At 65.9% G+C, this 18,023-nt stretch carries 12 protein-coding genes; 4 read left to right on the forward strand and 8 right to left on the reverse strand.

What is annotated here, in order from left to right:
• Positions 1-73: 73 nt before the first annotated feature.
• Positions 74-499, forward strand: coding sequence for a cold-shock protein (locus MB1_RS13510; RefSeq protein ID WP_066907925.1), 426 nt, complete (start codon positions 74-76; stop codon positions 497-499).
• A gap of 362 nt (positions 500-861) precedes the next feature.
• The gene (locus MB1_RS13515) at positions 862-2,058 is read left to right on the forward strand and encodes an MFS transporter (protein WP_369406870.1); all 1,197 of its coding nucleotides are present in this window, start codon (positions 862-864) and stop codon (positions 2,056-2,058) included.
• Between the two features lie 44 nt (positions 2,059-2,102).
• On the opposite strand, the gene MB1_RS13520 is transcribed toward MB1_RS13515, so the two are convergent.
• Positions 2,103-3,437 (reverse strand): M1 family metallopeptidase, encoded by a 1,335-nt coding sequence (locus MB1_RS13520; protein ID WP_066907927.1) that lies wholly within the window; start codon positions 3,435-3,437, stop codon positions 2,103-2,105.
• Positions 3,434-7,393, reverse strand: coding sequence for a Pls/PosA family non-ribosomal peptide synthetase (locus MB1_RS13525; protein WP_066907930.1), 3,960 nt, complete (start codon positions 7,391-7,393; stop codon positions 3,434-3,436). Before MB1_RS13525 ends, MB1_RS13520 begins: the two co-directional genes overlap by 4 nt.
• A gap of 285 nt (positions 7,394-7,678) precedes the next feature.
• Here MB1_RS13525 and MB1_RS13530 point away from each other — a divergent pair, with 285 nt between their 5' ends.
• Entirely contained in the window at positions 7,679-8,281 is a 603-nt protein-coding gene (locus tag MB1_RS13530) for a TetR/AcrR family transcriptional regulator (protein WP_066907933.1), read from the forward strand.
• Positions 8,282-8,366: 85 nt separating this feature from the next.
• On the opposite strand, the gene MB1_RS13535 is transcribed toward MB1_RS13530, so the two are convergent.
• The 5 genes from MB1_RS13535 to MB1_RS13555 form a co-directional block, all read right to left on the reverse strand.
• On the reverse strand, positions 8,367-9,812 hold the full coding sequence (locus MB1_RS13535; RefSeq protein ID WP_066907936.1) for an APC family permease: 1,446 nt from the start codon (positions 9,810-9,812) through the stop codon (positions 8,367-8,369).
• Positions 9,813-9,937: 125 nt separating this feature from the next.
• Positions 9,938-10,729 carry a VOC family protein gene (locus MB1_RS13540; RefSeq protein ID WP_066907939.1) on the reverse strand — a complete coding sequence of 264 codons (792 nt, stop codon included), beginning with the start codon at positions 10,727-10,729 and terminating at the stop codon, positions 9,938-9,940.
• 43 nt (positions 10,730-10,772) lie between these two features.
• Positions 10,773-12,101, reverse strand: coding sequence for an acyl-CoA dehydrogenase family protein (locus MB1_RS13545; RefSeq protein ID WP_084351708.1), 1,329 nt, complete (start codon positions 12,099-12,101; stop codon positions 10,773-10,775).
• A gap of 10 nt (positions 12,102-12,111) precedes the next feature.
• Positions 12,112-13,314 carry a flavin reductase family protein gene (locus MB1_RS13550; RefSeq protein WP_066907945.1) on the reverse strand — a complete coding sequence of 401 codons (1,203 nt, stop codon included), beginning with the start codon at positions 13,312-13,314 and terminating at the stop codon, positions 12,112-12,114.
• On the reverse strand, positions 13,311-14,906 hold the full coding sequence (locus tag MB1_RS13555; protein ID WP_066907947.1) for a 4-hydroxyphenylacetate 3-hydroxylase N-terminal domain-containing protein: 1,596 nt from the start codon (positions 14,904-14,906) through the stop codon (positions 13,311-13,313). Before MB1_RS13555 ends, MB1_RS13550 begins: the two co-directional genes overlap by 4 nt.
• 317 nt (positions 14,907-15,223) lie before the next feature.
• On the opposite strand from MB1_RS13555, the gene MB1_RS13560 reads away from it, so the two are divergent.
• Positions 15,224-15,778, forward strand: a complete 555-nt coding sequence (locus MB1_RS13560) for a TetR/AcrR family transcriptional regulator (protein WP_218000242.1) — start codon at positions 15,224-15,226, stop codon at positions 15,776-15,778.
• Between the two features lie 7 nt (positions 15,779-15,785).
• On the opposite strand, the gene MB1_RS13565 is transcribed toward MB1_RS13560, so the two are convergent.
• Positions 15,786-17,747 carry a primary-amine oxidase gene (locus tag MB1_RS13565; RefSeq protein ID WP_066907953.1) on the reverse strand — a complete coding sequence of 654 codons (1,962 nt, stop codon included), beginning with the start codon at positions 17,745-17,747 and terminating at the stop codon, positions 15,786-15,788.
• Between the last annotated feature and the right edge of the window lie 276 nt (positions 17,748-18,023).

The following is an 18,023-nucleotide window of genomic DNA, read 5'->3' on the forward strand; positions in this document are numbered from 1 at the left end:
CCATCCCGCCCGGGACGGTGATCGACCGCGTCCGGCGGGGGATGTTGTCGGGTTGAGGTGTGAGGTGAGGGCTGTGGCTGTTGGCAAGATTGTGAAGTTCGACGATGCGCGTGGATACGGGTTCATCGCACCCGACGAGGGCGGCGAGGACGTCTTCGTACACGCGAACGATCTTCTGGACGAGAAGTACCTCTACTCTCCCGGGGTTCGGGTGGAGTACCGCGTCGAGCAGGGTGACCGCGGCACCAAGGCGTCCCAGGTGAAGATCATCAGCTCACCGGGCAATGAGATCGCCGTGTCGACCCACTCCGTGCCGGTGGCGATCGAGCGCACCGGCAGCGGCGACGAGACCTGTGATGTGCTCTCGCCGGTCGGGTTCCGCCACGAGGTCATCGAGGCGTTGATCCACTCCGCTCCCAGCGTCACCGGTGCGCAGATCACCCAGATCGTGACGGCCCTCGACCAGGTGGCCCGCAGCCACGGGTGGGTCGAGGACTGATCCGGACGAACCGAAAGAAACCGGCCGAGAAACATCTCGGCCGGTTTCTTTTTGTTCGTGTTGACATCCTGCCGCCCATCGGTTCAAATAATGACTAAGAAACAAACTGGAAGTTGGAAAAAGTTCCCCGGTACGGGGAGTCGGCTAGCTTGAAGGTTGTTTCGCCTCGAACGGCCGGATCGGCCGGGTGAATGCGTGCCTCGCAGGGGGGTTGCACGACTCATCCAGCCGATCCGGCCTTTCTATGTGCGGGGTCCGTCTCCCTCGCAAGCGGTGGATACGGGCCGCGACCAGGTGTCGGGCACCCGCAACCGGTCATCGGTGGTCTAGGTTGGGACGAACACGGGTCGACGGGTGGAGGCGTGAGCAACTGGTTGCGCGTGGCGATCACAATGGTCGTCGTGGCGTGGGGCGCCAATGTCTACGTGCCGTTGCTGTCGTTGTACCGCACGACGCAGGGGCTCTCCTCGGTTGAGGTCAGTTTCATTCTCTTCGCCTATGTGATCGGCATCATTCCCGCGCTGTTGATCGGCGGACCGCTGTCCGACCGGTACGGCCGGCGCCCGCTGGTGGTACCTGCCCCGATCATCAGCGCGGTCGGATCGTTGCTGATGATCGTCGGCGCCGATGTGACCGTGCTGCTGGTGATCGGTCGGATCTTCAGCGGCGTCGCCCTGGGCCTGGGACTGGCCGTCGCCGGCAGTTGGTTGGCGGAACTGCGCCCGCAGGGCACCGCCCGGCGCGCGGCGATGAGCTTGACCGCCGGTTTCGGGCTCGGTGCGGGGGTCTCCGGCGCCCTCGGCCAGTGGGGCCCGTGGCCGACCGGGGCGAGCTACCTGACGCACATCATCGTCGCGGCGATCGCCCTGCTGCTGGTGCTGCCGGTGCCCGAGACGATGCGCTCCGAGGAGACCGGTCGGCTGCTGGCCTACATGGTCGTACCGGAGGCCGAGGACCCCCGCTTCGTCGGCGTGGTCGTCCCGTCGGCCATCTGGGTCTTCGGCTGCGCCGCGAGTGCCTATGCGGTGCTGCCCGAGGTGATGATCGACCACTCCGGGGGCCTGCCGATCGGCTTCGCCGCGGTGATCTGTGTGGTCGCGCTGGGCACCGGGTTCGCGGTCGAGGCGCTCGGCCGTCGGATCGACTCGCCGACCAGTTCGCGCGGCACGATCGTCGCCATGGGCGCGGTGATCCTCGCGATGATCGTCGGCGCCTGGGCGTCGAATCGGCTGACGATCCCCGCCGCTCTGATCAGCTCCGCCGCCCTCGGCGCGGCGTACGGACTGGCGATGGTCTCCGGCCTGCAGGAGGTCCAGCGTCTCGCCTCACCGCGGCATCTGGCGGCGCTGACCGCGGTGTATTACAGCATCGCCTACACCGGATATGCCGTCCCGGCGATCCTGGCGGTGCTCGGGCAGACCTGGCCGGAGGTCTTCGGCTACCCGATCCTGTTCCTCGGCGGCGCGGTGATCGCGTCGTTCTGCCTGACGATGATCATCGCCGCCGGACAGTCGCGGATGGCCGCACCCCCGGTCCTGCGGCACCGTCGCACCCTTTGATCCGGCCCGCCGGTTGATCAACGCCGGAGTGTGAACACCGTGAACTAGGACGGCATCGCCGGCAACTGGGTGCGGTAGAGCCAGGGCTCCCAGAAACCCCGCGGACAGCCGTAACGGCCGGCGAGGTCGATGAAGTCCTCGGTCACCACCGTCCCGTACCGGTGCACGTCGGTCCACTCGCGCAGCATCACGAAGAACGACCGATCGCCGATCGTCCGCCGCAACGCGTCGAGGGTGCAGGCGCCGCGCTTGTAGAGCCGGTCGTCGAACATCAGCTCCGGACCCGGATCGCCGATCACGATCGACTGCGATTCGCGCGCCAGCCCGGCGTGGGCCCGGTTCGCCTTCTCCCGGGCGGGCTGGCCACCGGAGTTCTCCGACCACAACCACTCCGCGTAACAGGCGAAGCCCTCGTGCAGCCAGATATCGCGCCACCGGCGGGCGGTGACCGAGTTGCCGAACCACTGGTGCGCCAACTCGTGCGCGATCAGCCGCTCGTAGCTGCCCCGACCGGTGCAGTGATTGGAGCCGAAGATCGACATCCCCTGCGCCTCGATCGGAATCTCCAACGTGTCGTCGGCGACCACCACGGTGTACCGGTCGTACGGATACGGCCCGAAGAGTCGGGTGAAGACGCGCATCATGTCCGGCTGCTTGCGGAAATCCCGATCGAACAGGGTCCGCAGATGCGGTGGCGTCGCCGCCATGATCCGCACCGGCGAACGCGACAGCTGCCGCTGCTCGTAGCGACCGATCTGCACCGTCGCCAGATAGGGCGACATCGGCTCCGGCTGCTCGTAGGTCCAGGTGGTCCGCGAGGCGCGCACCCGCTTGCCGACGAAGACGCCGTTGGCGACCGCCGTATAGGACGACTCGGTGGTCACCGAGATCCGGAAGCTCGCCTTCGCCGACGGATGGTCGTCGCAGGGAAACCACGACGCCGCACCGTTCGGCTGGCTGGCGACCAGCGCGCCGTCGGTTAGCTCCTCCCACCCGACCTCGCCCCAGGGCCCGTCGATCGGGGTCGGGTTGCCGGCGTAGGAGATCGTCACCGCCAGCGCCGCACCGGTGTCGATCCGGTCGCGCAGGGTGATCACCAATTTGCCGTCGCGATGCGCGAACTTGGCCGGACGGGTGCCGTTGACCCGGACCTTGCCCGCGTCGAGGCCCTGACCGAAATCGAAGGCGATCCGCGAGACCGGCCGCGTCGTGGTCGCGGTGATGTGCGCGGTCCCCGAGAGGCTGTTGCTCGCGACCCGGTAGTCGATATCCAGTTCGTACCGGCTCACGCGGTAGCCGCGGTTGCCGTTGGCGGGCAGATAGGGATCGATCGGAGGGTCGGCGCGTGGGTCGTCGAAGCGAGGTGCCGGCCGTTTCACGTGGTGCTCTCCATCTGTTGCTCGGCTGCATCCCGCTCCTGTGCCCAGGGCGCGATCGGATTGCCCTGCCAGCGGGTGGAAGCCGGTACGACGTCACCCCGCATCACCAACGATGCCGGGCCGACGGTGGCGGACTCGCCGAGTCGGGACGCCGGAAGAGCCACACAATGCGGACCGAGGGTCGCTCCGCGTTCGAGTACCACGGTATCCATAGCCATCACGCGGTCATGAAACAGATGGGTCTGTACGACGCAGCCGCGGTTGACCGTCGCCCCGTCCTCGAGGGTCACCAGGTCGGCCTCGGGCAGCCAATAGCTCTCGCACCAGACGCTGCGACCGATCGTCGCGCCCATCCAGCGCAGCCACAGATTGAGCACCGGGGTGCCCTCCGCGGCGCGGGCGAACCACGGCGCGGCGACGGTCTCGACGAAGGCATCGGACACCTCGTTGCGCCAGACGAAGGCGCTCCACAGGGGGTGCTGTTCGATCCCGATCGTGCCGACCACCAGGCGCTTGGCCAGCACCGAGAGGCCGGCCGCGACCGCCCCGGCCGCCAGGAGCACCAGACCGGACAGCAGGCAGGCGGCGAACCAGCCGATCGTGTCGACCACCCAGGTCATCGCCGCGAGGACCCCGAGCCCGATCCCGAAGGTGGCGAGCAGGGCCGTCAGCCGGCAGGTCTCCACCAGGGCGCGTTGGATCTTGAGCTTGCGCGGCGGATCGAAGGTGCGTTCGGCATCGACCTCGTCGGCGGTACGGCGCAGGCGCACCGGCGGGCTGCCCAGCCAGGAGGTGCCGGCCTTCGCCTTGCTCGGTGCCGCCGACAGCACGGCGACCAGGCCGTTCTTCGGCACACGCCGGCCCGGCGCGGTCATCCCGGAGTTGCCCAGGAAGGCGCGCTTGCCGACCTTCGCCTCCTCGAGGCGCATCCAGCCGCCGCCGAGCTCGTAGCCGGCGATCATCGTGTCGTCGGCGAGGAAGGCCCCGTCGCCGACGGTGGTGAAGCGCGGCACCATCAGCACCGTCGACGCCTCGACGTTCTTGCCGATCTTCGCGCCGAGCAGCCGCAGCCAGATCGGCGTCAACAGGGCGGCGTAGAGCGGGAACAGGAAGGTGCGGGCGGAGTCCATCAACCGTTCGGTCGCCCATACCTGCCAGCCCATGCGGCTGCGCACCGGGTGGTAGCCGGGTCGCAGACCCAGGCCGAGCAGGCGCACCGCGATCACCGTGATGACCGCGTAGACCAGCAGCGCGACCGCCGTCATCACCGGCAACAGCAGCAGACCGCGCAGGGCGGCCGCCGACAGCGATTCGGTATCGCGGACCGACCAGCCGAGCAGGACCACCGCCGCCCCGATGCCGATCATCGGCAGTCCGGACAACAGCAGCGAGGTCAGCCCGAAGATCGGCACCCAGAAGAGGCCGCGCGGGGGACGCCGCTGCGGCCAGCTGTGCTTCGCGCGGCCGACCCGGCGAGCGGGCGACCCGGCCCAGCGCTGGTCGGCCTTGACCCGGCCGATCACCGCGGACCCGGCCTCGACCTCCGCGCCGCGCCGGATATGCGCGCCGGGCAGCAGCGTCGAGCGCGCCCCGACCGTCACGTCCGGCTCGATCGTGATCGCACCGACGCGCAGAATGTCGCCGTCGATCCACCACCCGGACAGGTCGACCTCCGGTTCGATCGCCGCGCCGTCGGCGATCTCGAGCAGCCCGGTGACCGGCGGCAGGGTGTGCAGATCGACGTCGCGGCCGATCCGCGCGCCCAGCGCGCGGGCGTAGTAGACCATCCAGGGCGCCGCCGACAGATTCGAGGCGCCGCTGGCGTCGGTCAGCCGGGTCGCGGTCCACAGCCGCAGATGCAGACTGCCGCCGCGGGGGTAGTCACCCGGTTGGACACCGCGCAGCAGCAGACGCGATCCGAGCACCGACTGCGCCATCCGCCCGGGCGGGGTGATGAAGATGATGAACAGGATCAGCACCGCCGGCCACGGCATCACCGGCAGCCACGGCGGGGCGCCGGCGACGGCGTCGAAGACCACCGAGCACAGGCCGAGCCAGGTCACCCATTGGATACCGGTCAGCGTCGTCAGCAGCACGGTCACCCCGACCTGGGCGCTGCGCCAGCCCCGCGACATCAACGCGACCTCGCGCGGCGGCGCCGCTTCGACCGGGGTCATCGCGTCGAGCATCGACGCCAGAGCCTCGAGCCGCGGGTGGTCGTAGAGGTCGGCGACCGTCACCTCGGGATGGCGCTCCCGCAGCCGGGCCACCAACTGCGCGGCCGACAGCGAGCCGCCGCCGGACGAGAAGAAATCGGTATCGGCATCGTCGACCGGGACGCCGAGGACGTCCTGCCACAGATCGGCGATCCACTGCTGGGTCGCCGTCAGGGGGGTGCCGCCCTCGCGGACGGTGCTGCGCGGCAGCGGCCACGGCAGCGCGTCGCGGTCGACCTTGCCGGAGGTCTTCGTCGGCAATTCGTCGACCAGGGCCAGCTGCGGGACCATCGTCGCGGGCAGGCGCTTGGCCAGCCGCTCGCGGGCCAGCGGCAGGTCGAACTTGATATCGGTACTCGAGATGTAGCCGACCAGCAGCGGCGTTCCGCCCGGGGTGCGGCGGACCGCGGTCGCCCCGGCGTTGACACCGGGCAGATCCTGCAGGGCGGCGTCGACCTCGCCGAGCTCGATGCGGCGGCCGCCGATCTTGACCTGGTCGTCGGCGCGACCCTGGAAGATCAATCCCTCCGGGTCGAGGCGCACCAGGTCACCGGAGCGGTAGGCACGCTCCCACCCGAGGGTCTCGAGCGGCGCGTACTTCTCCCGGTCCTTGGCCGGATCGAGGTAGCGGGCCAGGCCGACCCCGCCGATCACCAACTCGCCGGCCTCACCCTCGGCCACCGGATTGCCGTCGGTGTCGACGACCGCGAGATCCCACCCGTCGAGCGGATAGCCGATCCGGATCGGGGCGTCGTGGCTCAACTCCGCGGCGCAGGCCACGACGGTCGCCTCGGTGGGACCGTAGGTATTCCACACCTCGCGGGTGTCGTTGACCAGGCGATTTGCCAGCTCCGGGGGACAGGCTTCACCACCGAAGATCAGCAGCCGGACGTTGTCGAGGGCCTCGGCCGGCCACAGCGCCGCCAGCGTCGGGACCGTCGAGACGATCGAGATATCGCGCGCGACCAGCCAGGGGCCGAGATCCATGCCCGAGCGAACGAGCGAGCGCGGCGCCGGCACCAGGCAGGCGCCGTTGCGCCAGGCGAGCCACATCTCCTCGCAGGACGCGTCGAAGGCCACCGACAGGCCGGCGAGCACGCGGTCGCCGGGGCCGATCGGATCGTCGGCGAGGAACATCCGCGCCTCGGCGTCGACGAAGGCGGCGGCGTTGCGGTGGGTGACGGCAACACCCTTGGGCACCCCGGTCGAACCGGAGGTGAAGATGATCCAGGCGTCGTCGCCGATATCGGGTTGCTCCGGGTACGGGGAGTCGACGCGGCGGGAGCGTTTGGCGCCGGGGCCCGGTTCGAGTCCGCTGCCGGTCAGGATCGCGGCGACCTTCGCCTCACCGAAGACGGTACGAGCCCGTTCGTCGGGGTCGTCGGCGTCGACCGGAACGTAGGCGGCTCCGGCTTCCAGGATCGACAGGATGCCGGCGTAGAGGTCGTAGGTGCCCGAGGAAATACGCACCCCGACCCGGTCGCCGCGGCGCACCCCCTTGCCATGCAACCACGTTGCGCCCGAAGCGATGTCCTCGACCAATTCGCCGTAGGTGACCACTTTGGTGCCGTCGTCGATCGCCGGCGCGTCGGGATGACGTAAGGCGGTGTCGTGCAGGATATCCAGCAGGGTGCGTGGTGGTGGAGCTTCCGAGGATCGCAGGTACCGCTCCGGTACACCGCTTGGGCGTTCGGTTGCGTCCGACTCCGATGGAGCTGTCAACGCGAGCGTCCTCCTCATAGGTGTTCCTGTTTCCGACCACCATCGATCTTCCCTCGAGTCGGGCGATGCTCGCTCGTCCGCTCCGGGTCGATTCGTAGTTGTGACCGGTGAGGGTGGTCTCAGGCGGTGCCCCACCCGGCCACGGACGGCCTCGTTTCGGGTGCATACGGCCACCGCGGGTATCCTGCGCCTAGCTTGCCCGGCGTTCACCGAGCGATCGGCCACATCGGCTGCAGCCTTCGCGATGAGTCCGGGCGCGTGGGGTTTCGACTCCGCGACGAGTTGCTGATCCGGGAGGTGTAGATGCCGAAGATCGTCGACCACGATGCCAAGCGTCGCGAAATCATCCAGACGGTGTGGAGACTGATCGCCAACGAGGGTGTTGCGGCAGTCACCTCCCGCCGGATCGCCAAGGAATTCGGAAATGCCAACGGCATGCTCCTCTACTACTTCCGCAACAAGGAGGAGATGCTCACGGAAGCCTATCGGTTCGTCAACGACTCCACCGAAACCCGATTCGAACGCTGGTCACACCTGCGGGGCATCGCCGGGCTCCGGGCTTTCGTCATCGAAACGTTGCCACTCGACGAGACGCGTCTCACCGAAGCCCGCATCGTGGTCGCCTTCTGGCAGCAGGCGCAGCATCGACCTCCGCGAGCCGAGATTCACCGGGAGCTGATGGACCGCTGGTGGAATCGACTGGCGGGCTTCCTGAACCAGGCGGTCGCCGACGGTGAAGCGCCCGGGCACCTCGACATCGAGGAATCCGCGGATCTCTTCCTGACGTTGATCACCGGGTCGCAGGCCATGGCCACACTCACACCGGAGCTTGCGACACCCGAACGGCAGGTGGCCGGGCTCGACGCCCAGATCTCGTATATCCGCGGCGCTGCGCGCGACCGTTAGGGGACGCCGCGGGCGGGCGATCACGAAGCCGATCGCCCGCCCGCCGCATGATCCGAGCCGCAGCATCCAGCCGCATGGTCCGAAGTCACACGATGCCTTGGAAACGATCCGGGTCTCGACGCTTCGCGACCTGAGCGGTGACCACCCCGAGGCAGAACAACGCCGGCGGTATGAGCATCAGCACCGTGTTCAGCACCCGGGCATCCGCGGCCCCGGACAGCGACGAGAAGTTCAGCATCGCCGTCACCATGATGACCGCAAGGACGGCGAAGGACAGGATCGGCGCGATACCCGTTACCCAGAGCCGCCGATCCAGATCGGGATGTCGCCGGAAGAAGACGAAGATCGCCAGGCTGGTCAGCACAAAGACGATCAGGACCGACAGTGTTCCGACGGCGATCTCCCATCCGATGAAGACGTACGGATCCAGGCCGGTCGACAGCCACGCCAAGGTGATCAGCACGCCACCGACACTGGTGACCAGTGATGCGATGTAGGGCGACTTGTGATCGGCATGAACATAGGTCAGCTGGAGCGGTAGAACCGAATGACCCATCGAATGCAGATAGCGCGCGATGATGTTGTGGTAGGCCAGAACACAGGCGAACATCGACGTGATCGCCAAGAGCTGGACCGACTGGGAGAACACCGATCCGACCCAGATGTCGGCGGTCTCGTAGAACAGCGAGAACTGGCGATCGGGTTCCTGTGCAAGAAGTTCCGAGATTCCGCGGGTACCCCATGCCTGCGCGAGGGCCCAGGTGGAGATGCTGTAGAAGACCGCGGCGCTGATCAGGGTGATGTAGATGGCCCGCGGGATGGTCCGCTCGGGATCGCGCGCTTCGTCGCGAAACAGAGCCGTCGCCTCGAACCCGAGTCCCACACTGAAACCGATGAGCAGACTGATGGCGATCGGTGCCGAGAACAGGACATCCGGCGCCAGGTGCCCGGTCAACGAGATTCCCTCCGGGCCGCCGCCTCGAGCGACCACGGCCACGTTGATGACCATGATGACCAGGACCTCGAGAAGCAGCACGATCGCGAGGACCTTGGCGTTGACGTCGACTTCCTGATAGCCGAGCCAGCCCACCAGCGCGATCATCAGAAATACCCAGACGTACCACGGCAACGTGACGGCATTTTCACCGAAGAAGGACACGAGAGTCTCGTTGATGGTCAGCCCCATGAGCGTGTAGACGAAGCTCTGGAAGATGAAGTATCCACCCATTGCGGTGAACCCGGCACCGACTCCTATCGATCGGCCCAAGGCGGCGGCTACGTACGAGTAGAAGGCGCCCGCTTTCGGAACATAGCGCGACATCGCCGCGAATCCGCCGGCGAACAACAGCAGAAGCATAGGTGCGACGAAATAGGTCGCCGACATTCCGGCGCCATTGGCGTTCGCCATATTGGTGGGGGTGGAGACCATGATGGTCAGTGGTGCGGCGGCCGCGACAACGATGAAGACGATCGCGAGGGGTCCCAGGGAACCCTGGAGGCGACCGGATCCGCCTTCCTGTGTCTGTTTCAATTCTGCATCGGACATGGTTTCTCCCAGAAGGTTTGTGCGCGTAAGGATTGTGAGCGGAATGATCGCCGGTAGTGATGGGGAGCGCAGGGTGCGTCATTGAAACCCTCCGGTGGGACAGCCGATTTTCAGAGCGCAGGTCGGTTCAGTTCGAGGACTTTGAATTCGCCGCCTTGCGGATCGACGACGACTCCCCAGATACCGAAACTCAGTTCGTTGTCGGCAGTGTTCACCGAGCCTGCGGCCTGCTTCGCGCCGGAGAGTGCCGCGGTCTGATCCGATACGACGAACCACGGCAGCCAATGCGGCGGAAGAAATGCACGCGCTTCCTCGGAGACCTCGTAGGCGCCGCGCAGGGCCAGGCCTGCACTGTTGCGGAAGAAGTGAATTCCGTGGTCGAGGTAGTCGATCGTATTTCCGGGGAAGAGCGCATCCTGGAAGGTGATCTGGGCGTCGATATCGTGGTTCGTCGGATCAACCAAGACCATCCGGCCGAGTTGCGCCGATACCGGTACGGCCGCGCCGGGGGGAAGCTCGGCCAGGCCGAATCGGGCACCGAACGGATCCACCAGCTCTGCCGCCCGACCCGCGATGACGATGTCGTGCGGGAGATCGATGACCTGCGCGCCTGCGGCGACGGCGCGCTCGACCGTTGCGTCGAGGTCATCGGTGCCGAGGAATACCCGCCAACCGATCTCCTCGTCGGGATAGTCGGAGTTCACGGAGACTCCGGCAACATAGTCGGAGTTCACGGAGACTCCGGCGGCAATTGAGTTGTCCGCGTGGAGAAGTCCGCGGTTGCCGTTCATCTCCAGGGTCAATCCGAGCACGGTGGAGTAGAACTCCGGTATTCCGTCGAGCGACCGGATGCGCAGTTCCTGCCATACCGAGGCCCCGATGGGGTAGTCGATCGTCGACATATTCGGTTTTGCCTTTCTCGATGGGTTCGGTTCGATGGCGGGGTCAGTCGATCGGCGGCGGGCCCTCGAAGTGGAACTGCATGGCCGGCGCGGCGAAGAACTGGAATTGATCGGTCCGTCCGACCGTGGTCCAGATGTCGCGGAAGTATCGCTGCATCTTCTGGCCATCGGCCGAGAAGCCGGTACCGGCGGTGCGAATGAGTTCCTGCAACGACTCCCAGACGAGTTCCTCGACCACGAAGTAGGCGTTGTTCAGTCGCATCGAACGGGCGGCGTCGAAGGCATACTCGCGTTCCACCAGTTGTCGCGCGAATTCCTCGTATTGCCGTCCCGAGTGGACCAGCGCCGCGCCGGCGGTGTCGACTCGCGCCATCGCCATGCCCAGGACCCTGCGCCAATCATCGGCGTCGGCCCGGCGCGCACCATTGGGATCGAAGGGAGCCTTCGTGGTGCGAATGATGCGCTCGTACTCGTCGATCGCGGCGTACCCCAGGCCGACGGAAACCGCGGCGACCTCGCCCTCTGCGAACCCGAAGAAGACACCGGAGTAGGTAGGGTTCCGGTGGACGCCGTACCCGACCGCGGGGGACGTGGCCTCCGAGGTCCAGTTCTCCTCCGAGACATGGTGGAACGGCACGAACGCCTTGTCGATCCGGATTCCGTTCGACCCGCTGCCCCGCATGCCGATGACCCGGCCCCAGTCGTCGAGAACGGTGTAGTCGTCCCGCTCGACCACCGCCCATGCCCGAAACTCCGGGCGCTCGTCGGTTGCCGGCACGGTGATGACCGGAAAGAAGTGCGTCGAATAGGGCGCGCCCGAGCAGTATCGCCAGGTACCCGAAATGAGGTAGCCGCCCTCCACCCGTTCGACGGTGGATTCGATCGGATTACCGGACGACGGACCGATCATGTAGTCGTTGGCTCCGAAGATCTCCGATTGCGCCTCCTCGTTCCAGTACGACGCGAGCGTCAAGCTGTGCGCCACCGACAGCGACAGACACCATGCGGTCGAGGGGCACCCGCGCGCGACCTCCGCGATCACCGCGAAGAACGCCGGAATGCCCAACTCGGAGCCACCGAACTTCTGCGGCGCGAGCACGGAGTACAGACCGTGTTCGATGAAGTAGTCGTGCACGTCGGGGGCGTACTGGCCGGCCTCCTCGGTTGCTGCCTGACGCTCTCGGAGCAGTGGCCGCAAGGTGCGGACCGCCTCCAGGATCCGGGTAAGTTCGCTGCGCACCCGCGGGTCGGAGTCGGTAACCGGAGTCAGTGAATAGGGGCCGGACAGGCCGGGTTCCTCGAGCATCGGGGGAGTGGTCGCCGTGACGCCGGTGGCCATCGGCACTGCGGTTGTGACTTTTGCGCGAGACATCTTTCTCTCCTCAGACTTTCGGTGTGTGATCGGTGGAGGTTGTTCCGCCGATTTGTCGAGTCAGGGCGTCGGCGGTTGCCAGGGCCCGTGCGAGGACGTCCTCGAAGGAAGGGGCGCCCGGATGCCGGGAGAACCCGCTGATCACGAGTTCGAAGGCGGCGTACCCGAGGTGGTCGAAGACCGGAACCTGAATCGAGCTGATGTCACCGTGGGCGATACTCGGGTCGATCGTTCGCCGCACATCGGTGACCACCCCGTTCCAGACGTCGGCGAGCTCCGATCGGCTCGAGGCCGGGTCGAGCGCAATACGATCGAACCGTTCGGCCATGGTGCTTCCGACGGAGATCGCGTAGCCGCGCTGCTGTACCGAGGCGAGAAGCTCGGCGATGAACGGACGGTCGACCGCGCCGATCAGGTGACGCGAGGTCTCGGCCCAGAGCTTCTCGCGGTCCGGATCACCCCAGGCGGCCAGCGCCGGTGCCAGCGGGGCCGCGAAGGGGAACGCTCGACCCAGTAGCGATGCGGGGTTGTTCGCGTGCACATTGGCAGCCATCAGAACGACGACCGAGTCCTGTGCCAGGGCGGAGAGCACGCATTCCGTGCCGGTGTCGTCGGCGAGCTGCTGGATGAGCGTTCGGAAGGTCTCGGCTTGGCGAAGTTGGCCTCCGAAGCCGTGCAGGTCGAAGTTCAGCGCGGGCGCGGTGAACGACCCATAGCCGCCTTTCAGGAACAGCAGCGGCAGGCCGGCGCTCCCGTCGCCGAGTCCGAGCGAGCTGACCGCACCGAGGACGATCTTGTGATCCCCGGCCGGCATCACTTCACCGACCTCGGCCTCGAACCAGACCACGGCGTCGGCGAGCCGAAGGTTGCCCTTGTCGGTCTCCACCCATTCGCATCGGTCGAATCGATCCTCGGCACTCTGCGCGAAGGCGCGGCAGATCGCTTCGTGTTCGTATCCCAAGACGCTGGCGCAGAACGTGCCATTGCGCTGAATCTGCTGTCCGTTCCACGAGTTCGAGCCCGGCATGAAGGCGATGATCGGCGGGTCCTCCGAGACGGCGCTGAACGTCCCGACCACCATTCCGACGGGATCGCCGGAGTCGGATCGCGAGGTGATCAGGGTGACGCCGGTCGGGTACTCCCCGAGGACGGTCCGCCACCACGCCGACTTCTGCCTGCGCACCATCGATCCGGCTGTGGCGTACTCGCTCATCGCGGATCACCCGCGGGAGCAAGGGAATTCACCGGATCGGAGCCGATGCGGCTCACGTCGGTCGGATTGGTGAGTCGGCCGGTCTTGAATCCGCTGAGGTCGTAGGAGTCCATGAACACCTCGGCTCGCTTGCGGCTGCCGGCGAGGTAGCCGTCCTGCTCCGCGAGCGACAGGATGTCCAGGTAGGTCTTCTCCGGTTGCCCCCAGTAGTTGAGCTCGTACAGCTCGTGCCGCGCCCCGAATTCGCTCCCGATGGAATCCCAGAGCGCCTTCATCACCTTGGAGCGATCCATCGCGGTGAGCCCATTGGAGCCCCGCATGAAACGGTCGAGGTCCCGCTTGATCTCCGGGACCTGGAAGTCCACCGCGTTCGAGTTCAGATAGATCAACCCGGAGGCGATAATCGTCTCGATGATCTGCCGCATCCGGCTGTAGAGACCGGGGGCGGCCGCCGCGTAGGCCAGCGCGTACTGGGTATTGGGCACCATGCTGCCGCCGAATCCCGGTGCGGCCTCCTGGATCATCGCGTCGCGCAGGGCCGCCGCGATATTGCGGAAGGCGATGATCTCGCCGAATTGTGCTTGTACACCACGGAATCCACCGGCGCCGGTCACATCGAGTGCCTTGCTGACCAGCCCGATGATGAAATCGAGCTTGACCTCCAGGCGGGTCGATGCCTGGAATGCGGCGCGCGGGCCCCAACTGTACGACCCTACGTTGAACTCCTCGATCTTCTTGGTGTCGTAGATCAGGACGTTCTCCCAGGGGATGAAGGCCCGATCGAAGACCAGGATGGCGTCGTTCTCGTCGAACCGGCTCGACAGGGGGTAGTCGAACGGGCTTGCCGCCGCCGAGGCCGCGAACTCGTACGAGTGACGTGAATAGAGCTTGACGCCGGAGCCGTTCATGGGGGCCATGAAGATGAGGGCGAACTCCTTCTTCCCGAGCGCAGCCCCGAAATGTGAGACGAAACAGTACTGAGTCAGGGCTGCGCCGGTGGCGACCACCTTTGCGCCACTGACGATCAGGCCGCCGTCGACCTCCTCGTCGACGTGAACGAAGACGTCCTTGACCTGCTCGACGCCTTTGGCGCGATCGACCGGCGGGTGCACGATCGCGTGGCCGACGTGCAGAACCTCCTCCTGGACGCGGGTGTACCAGTAGCGCGCGTTGTCGGCGAACTCGCCGAAGAACTCCGGGTCGGCGCCCAGGGTGGCGATCATGCTGGCCTTGTAGTCGGGCGTACGCCCCATCCAGCCGCAGGTCTGACGCTGCCAGGCGCGGATGGCCTCGCGCCCCTCTACGAGATCCTCCTTGGTGTGCGGGACTTTGAAGAACGCGTGGGTGAATCCGCCGCTTCCGGTATCGGTCGGCACCACGATCTCGCCGTTGGTGGCACCGTCGTGCAGGCTGTCGTAGAGCCCGGAGATGGTGGCGGCCGAATTCCGGTATGCCGGATGGGAAGTCACGTCTTCGATGCGCTTGCCGTAGATGTATACCTCGCGGTCGTCACGCAGGCTCGCCAGGTATTCCTCTCCGGTCTGTGGTCGAGTGCTGCTGCCCGAAGCAATAGTCGGGTGCCGAGTAGACATAAGGGTTCTCCTGGAATCGTCGGTTGCGCAGATGGCTGGGAGGGCGCGAACTCGCCTCTTCGCGATTCGTGTCGGACGACAGTGCTGCGGTTCGCCCGCGGCCGGGCGGGTTGCCGGGCGGACGCTCCGCTTCGATGCGTACGTTCGTACATATCGATGATGACTCGGTTGCGCTGACTTTGATAGGCGACTAGCTGCTGTTTTACCTAGATGTATCGGGATTTACCGAACAGAAACGATATGTACAGTCGTACATAACGGCGATCTCCCGATCGGCACGCTCGAGCCGGGCAGCCGCGCGAGGTAAGCTGTTGACCGTGGGCACGCGAGGGTCGGTACGGCGATTCGATCCCGACCGCAAGCAACGGATCACCGAAGCTGCGCTGCGAGTTGTCGGCGAGAAGGGGCTCGATTCACTCACTTTTCGAGCGGTGGCCGAAGCTTCGGATGTCCCGCTCGGTTCGACCAGCTATCACTTCGAGGACAAGGGTGAACTGATCGGCGAGGTCGTCAAGCTCGCCCGCGAGCGGAACCGTGCGCTCAGTACGCGTATTCTGCGGGAGCAGGTTGCCGAGGGCGGGCTTGCGGTTGGTCTCGCCCAGTTGATCGAGGAGCTGACTGTTCGCCAGCATCACGTTCTGGTGATCGACCACGACCTCTATCTGGCGTCATTGCGTAATCGAGCGTTGAAAGCCGAAAGCAGGCAGTGGTCGCTCGGCTTCGTCGAAATGCTCGAGGAGTACACCGACCACGTGACGGCGGAAGTTCTCGGCTTCTTCTTCGATGGTGTGTGTATGCAGGCGGCGGTATTGGACATTATGTTCTTCGCGTCCGATGTCGAACCGCATATCCGGAGAATTCTGCGGGAGTAATGTCACACTAGGTTCGGCCGTTGGTGCTGTGTGACGTGTGATGGCCGTGGTCGGCCGCGCCGGGGGCTGCGCAATGATCGACCGTTGACGGCGGTACATTCAGGGTCGGATTGCGAGCGAAGAAATTGACCGGCTTCATCGTGAACTTGGCGTAGTCGACCGGCATGACCGGCCAGTCCTCGGCGCGCGGGAAATGTGTCGGCCCGAACGTATGCCACAGCACGATGTCCGCAGCCTCGAGATTGCGCTGCTTCGCCTGGTAGGCCGGAAGCCCATCCTGCCCGTCGTTCTGGTTGACGAAGTCGCCGGACGGGTACCGTTCGTCGCGGTCATACCTGGTCACCCACAGGTGCTTTCGAGCGAACGCGGCGCGCCGCGCGATCACCGAATCGGGATCCGCCATCAACGTCGGACCCGTCTGCGGCAGCAATGCGTATCCGGTGGGTGTGCCGGTGCGGTGCACACGATCGGCGCTGTGGATATGCCATACCCGTCCGACGGACGAATCGGCGAGGCGGGCCGCATCGGCTTCGTTGGTGATCGGTGCCGCGGACAGGGTAAAGGCATTGCCGTACGGATTGCCCTCGCCCATCGGCAGCCGGACGGCCTCGATCTCGGAAACGGTATTCAGGGCGCCATCGACGCTGACATCCAATCGGGCGCTGAACAGGTGTTGGTGGTAGGGCGCGCCGAGGTCATCCGCGAGTTTGGTGGCATATGCCGCGTTCGCCTCACTGTGGGAGGTGGTGAACAGAACGCCGGTGAGTTTTGCCTCGCACTCGATGGTGCCGTCCAGATAGAAATACCAGTAGAAGCCGTAATCGTAGTTGCCCACCGTGGTGAAGAAAGAAATCACGAGCCGCCGCTGCCGCCGTACTTCTTCGACGCCCGTGAACTGATCCGTATGCTTCCACAACGTTCCGAAGTCCTCCTCGTGCATACAGATGGCATTCGGAATAGTCCGGGGATTGCCGAACTCGTCTGCCAGGACCCCGTCGAGATAGTGAATCTCTCCCAGGCAGTCGCAGCCCAGCTTGAGTGAGTTCGTATAACGGCCGTAGATGTACTCGCCGGTGTCGAAGTAGTTCTGCCAGTAGCGCACCGGCGAGGGATCGCCGTAGGGCACAACCATTTCCGCGATCGAGGCCCGGTAGATGATGGGCCGCAGTTCTGCGCCGTCGCGGTAGCCGATATTGCGCAGAACCAGACCTTCCCGGGCGTCGAACTCGACATCGAGCTGCCAGTTCGCCCACGTCACCCGGCTATCTCCGACGGTGAACGACGGGCCCTGCGGCTGGGTGATCTCGATGGGTTTCAACGTCGCCAACGGCGGCCCGGCCAGCTCGGGATCATTGAAGTTGCCGTTCTCCATCGGAACCGTGAAGACCGTGTCGTCGATCAGTTCGAACATCTCGCGTCGAACCATGTCGACGTAGGCGACCATGCCGTCCACCGGGTGTGCCCAGCAGTGATCGGTCTCGAACCGCTGATGGAACCCGAGTACGCGGATGACGCGCCGACCGGCTTCGTCGGGATGGCCGAAGTTCCCTGCGGATAGGGGCGCGAGCGCGACGGTCTCCGGCTCGATGCCGCGTCGCCGAATCGCCGCGCACCACTGCGGGTTGTTCTGCAGGATGTCCTGGATCGACTCGAACTCCTCGTCGAGAATCGGCACCTGCCCGTTCGTTCCGTCGACCTCGCGGACGCTGACAAGCGTTGCGGCATCCACCGATACGACGGCATCCAGGCTGGCGCCGGTGCGCGTGTCGATCAGCATCGCGCGGGTCCGACGTTCTATCGGACGTCCGTGTATCACTTGGTCTTTGTCGGGCTCTTCCAACCCCAGGTAGACGAATCGGGTACTCGGGGTGACCACACCCTGTTCGGCCAACACCTCACGTGTACGGACGATGTCGGCGGCGGTGAGTGTCCCGACCAGGGTGGGTGCGGCGACATCGGTGTGGGTCATTGAACTGTCCGTCCTGAGCGGCGATCGTTTATCCTACGCTTGTAGAGTTTAAAGCTCGGAGAGCCGGTTTCCGTTTCCGCGAAGTAAACAGTTGCGTGCGCTGCTCGGGCCGGTCGCTTCTCCGGAAGGGGCTGGGTTTGTCCGGCGCGGGTCGGGTCGGCCGACTGTCGATGCGGGCTGCCGACGGGACCGTTTCGTCCGGGTGACAAGGGTGCGGCGGCCTCTGCGAAGCGCCGAGGGCGCTTCGCGGGCAGATCGGATGAGTCAACGCGAGCG

Source organism: Millisia brevis NBRC 105863 (assembly GCF_001552615.1).
Classification (GTDB): Bacteria; Actinomycetota; Actinomycetes; order Mycobacteriales; family Mycobacteriaceae; genus Millisia; species Millisia brevis.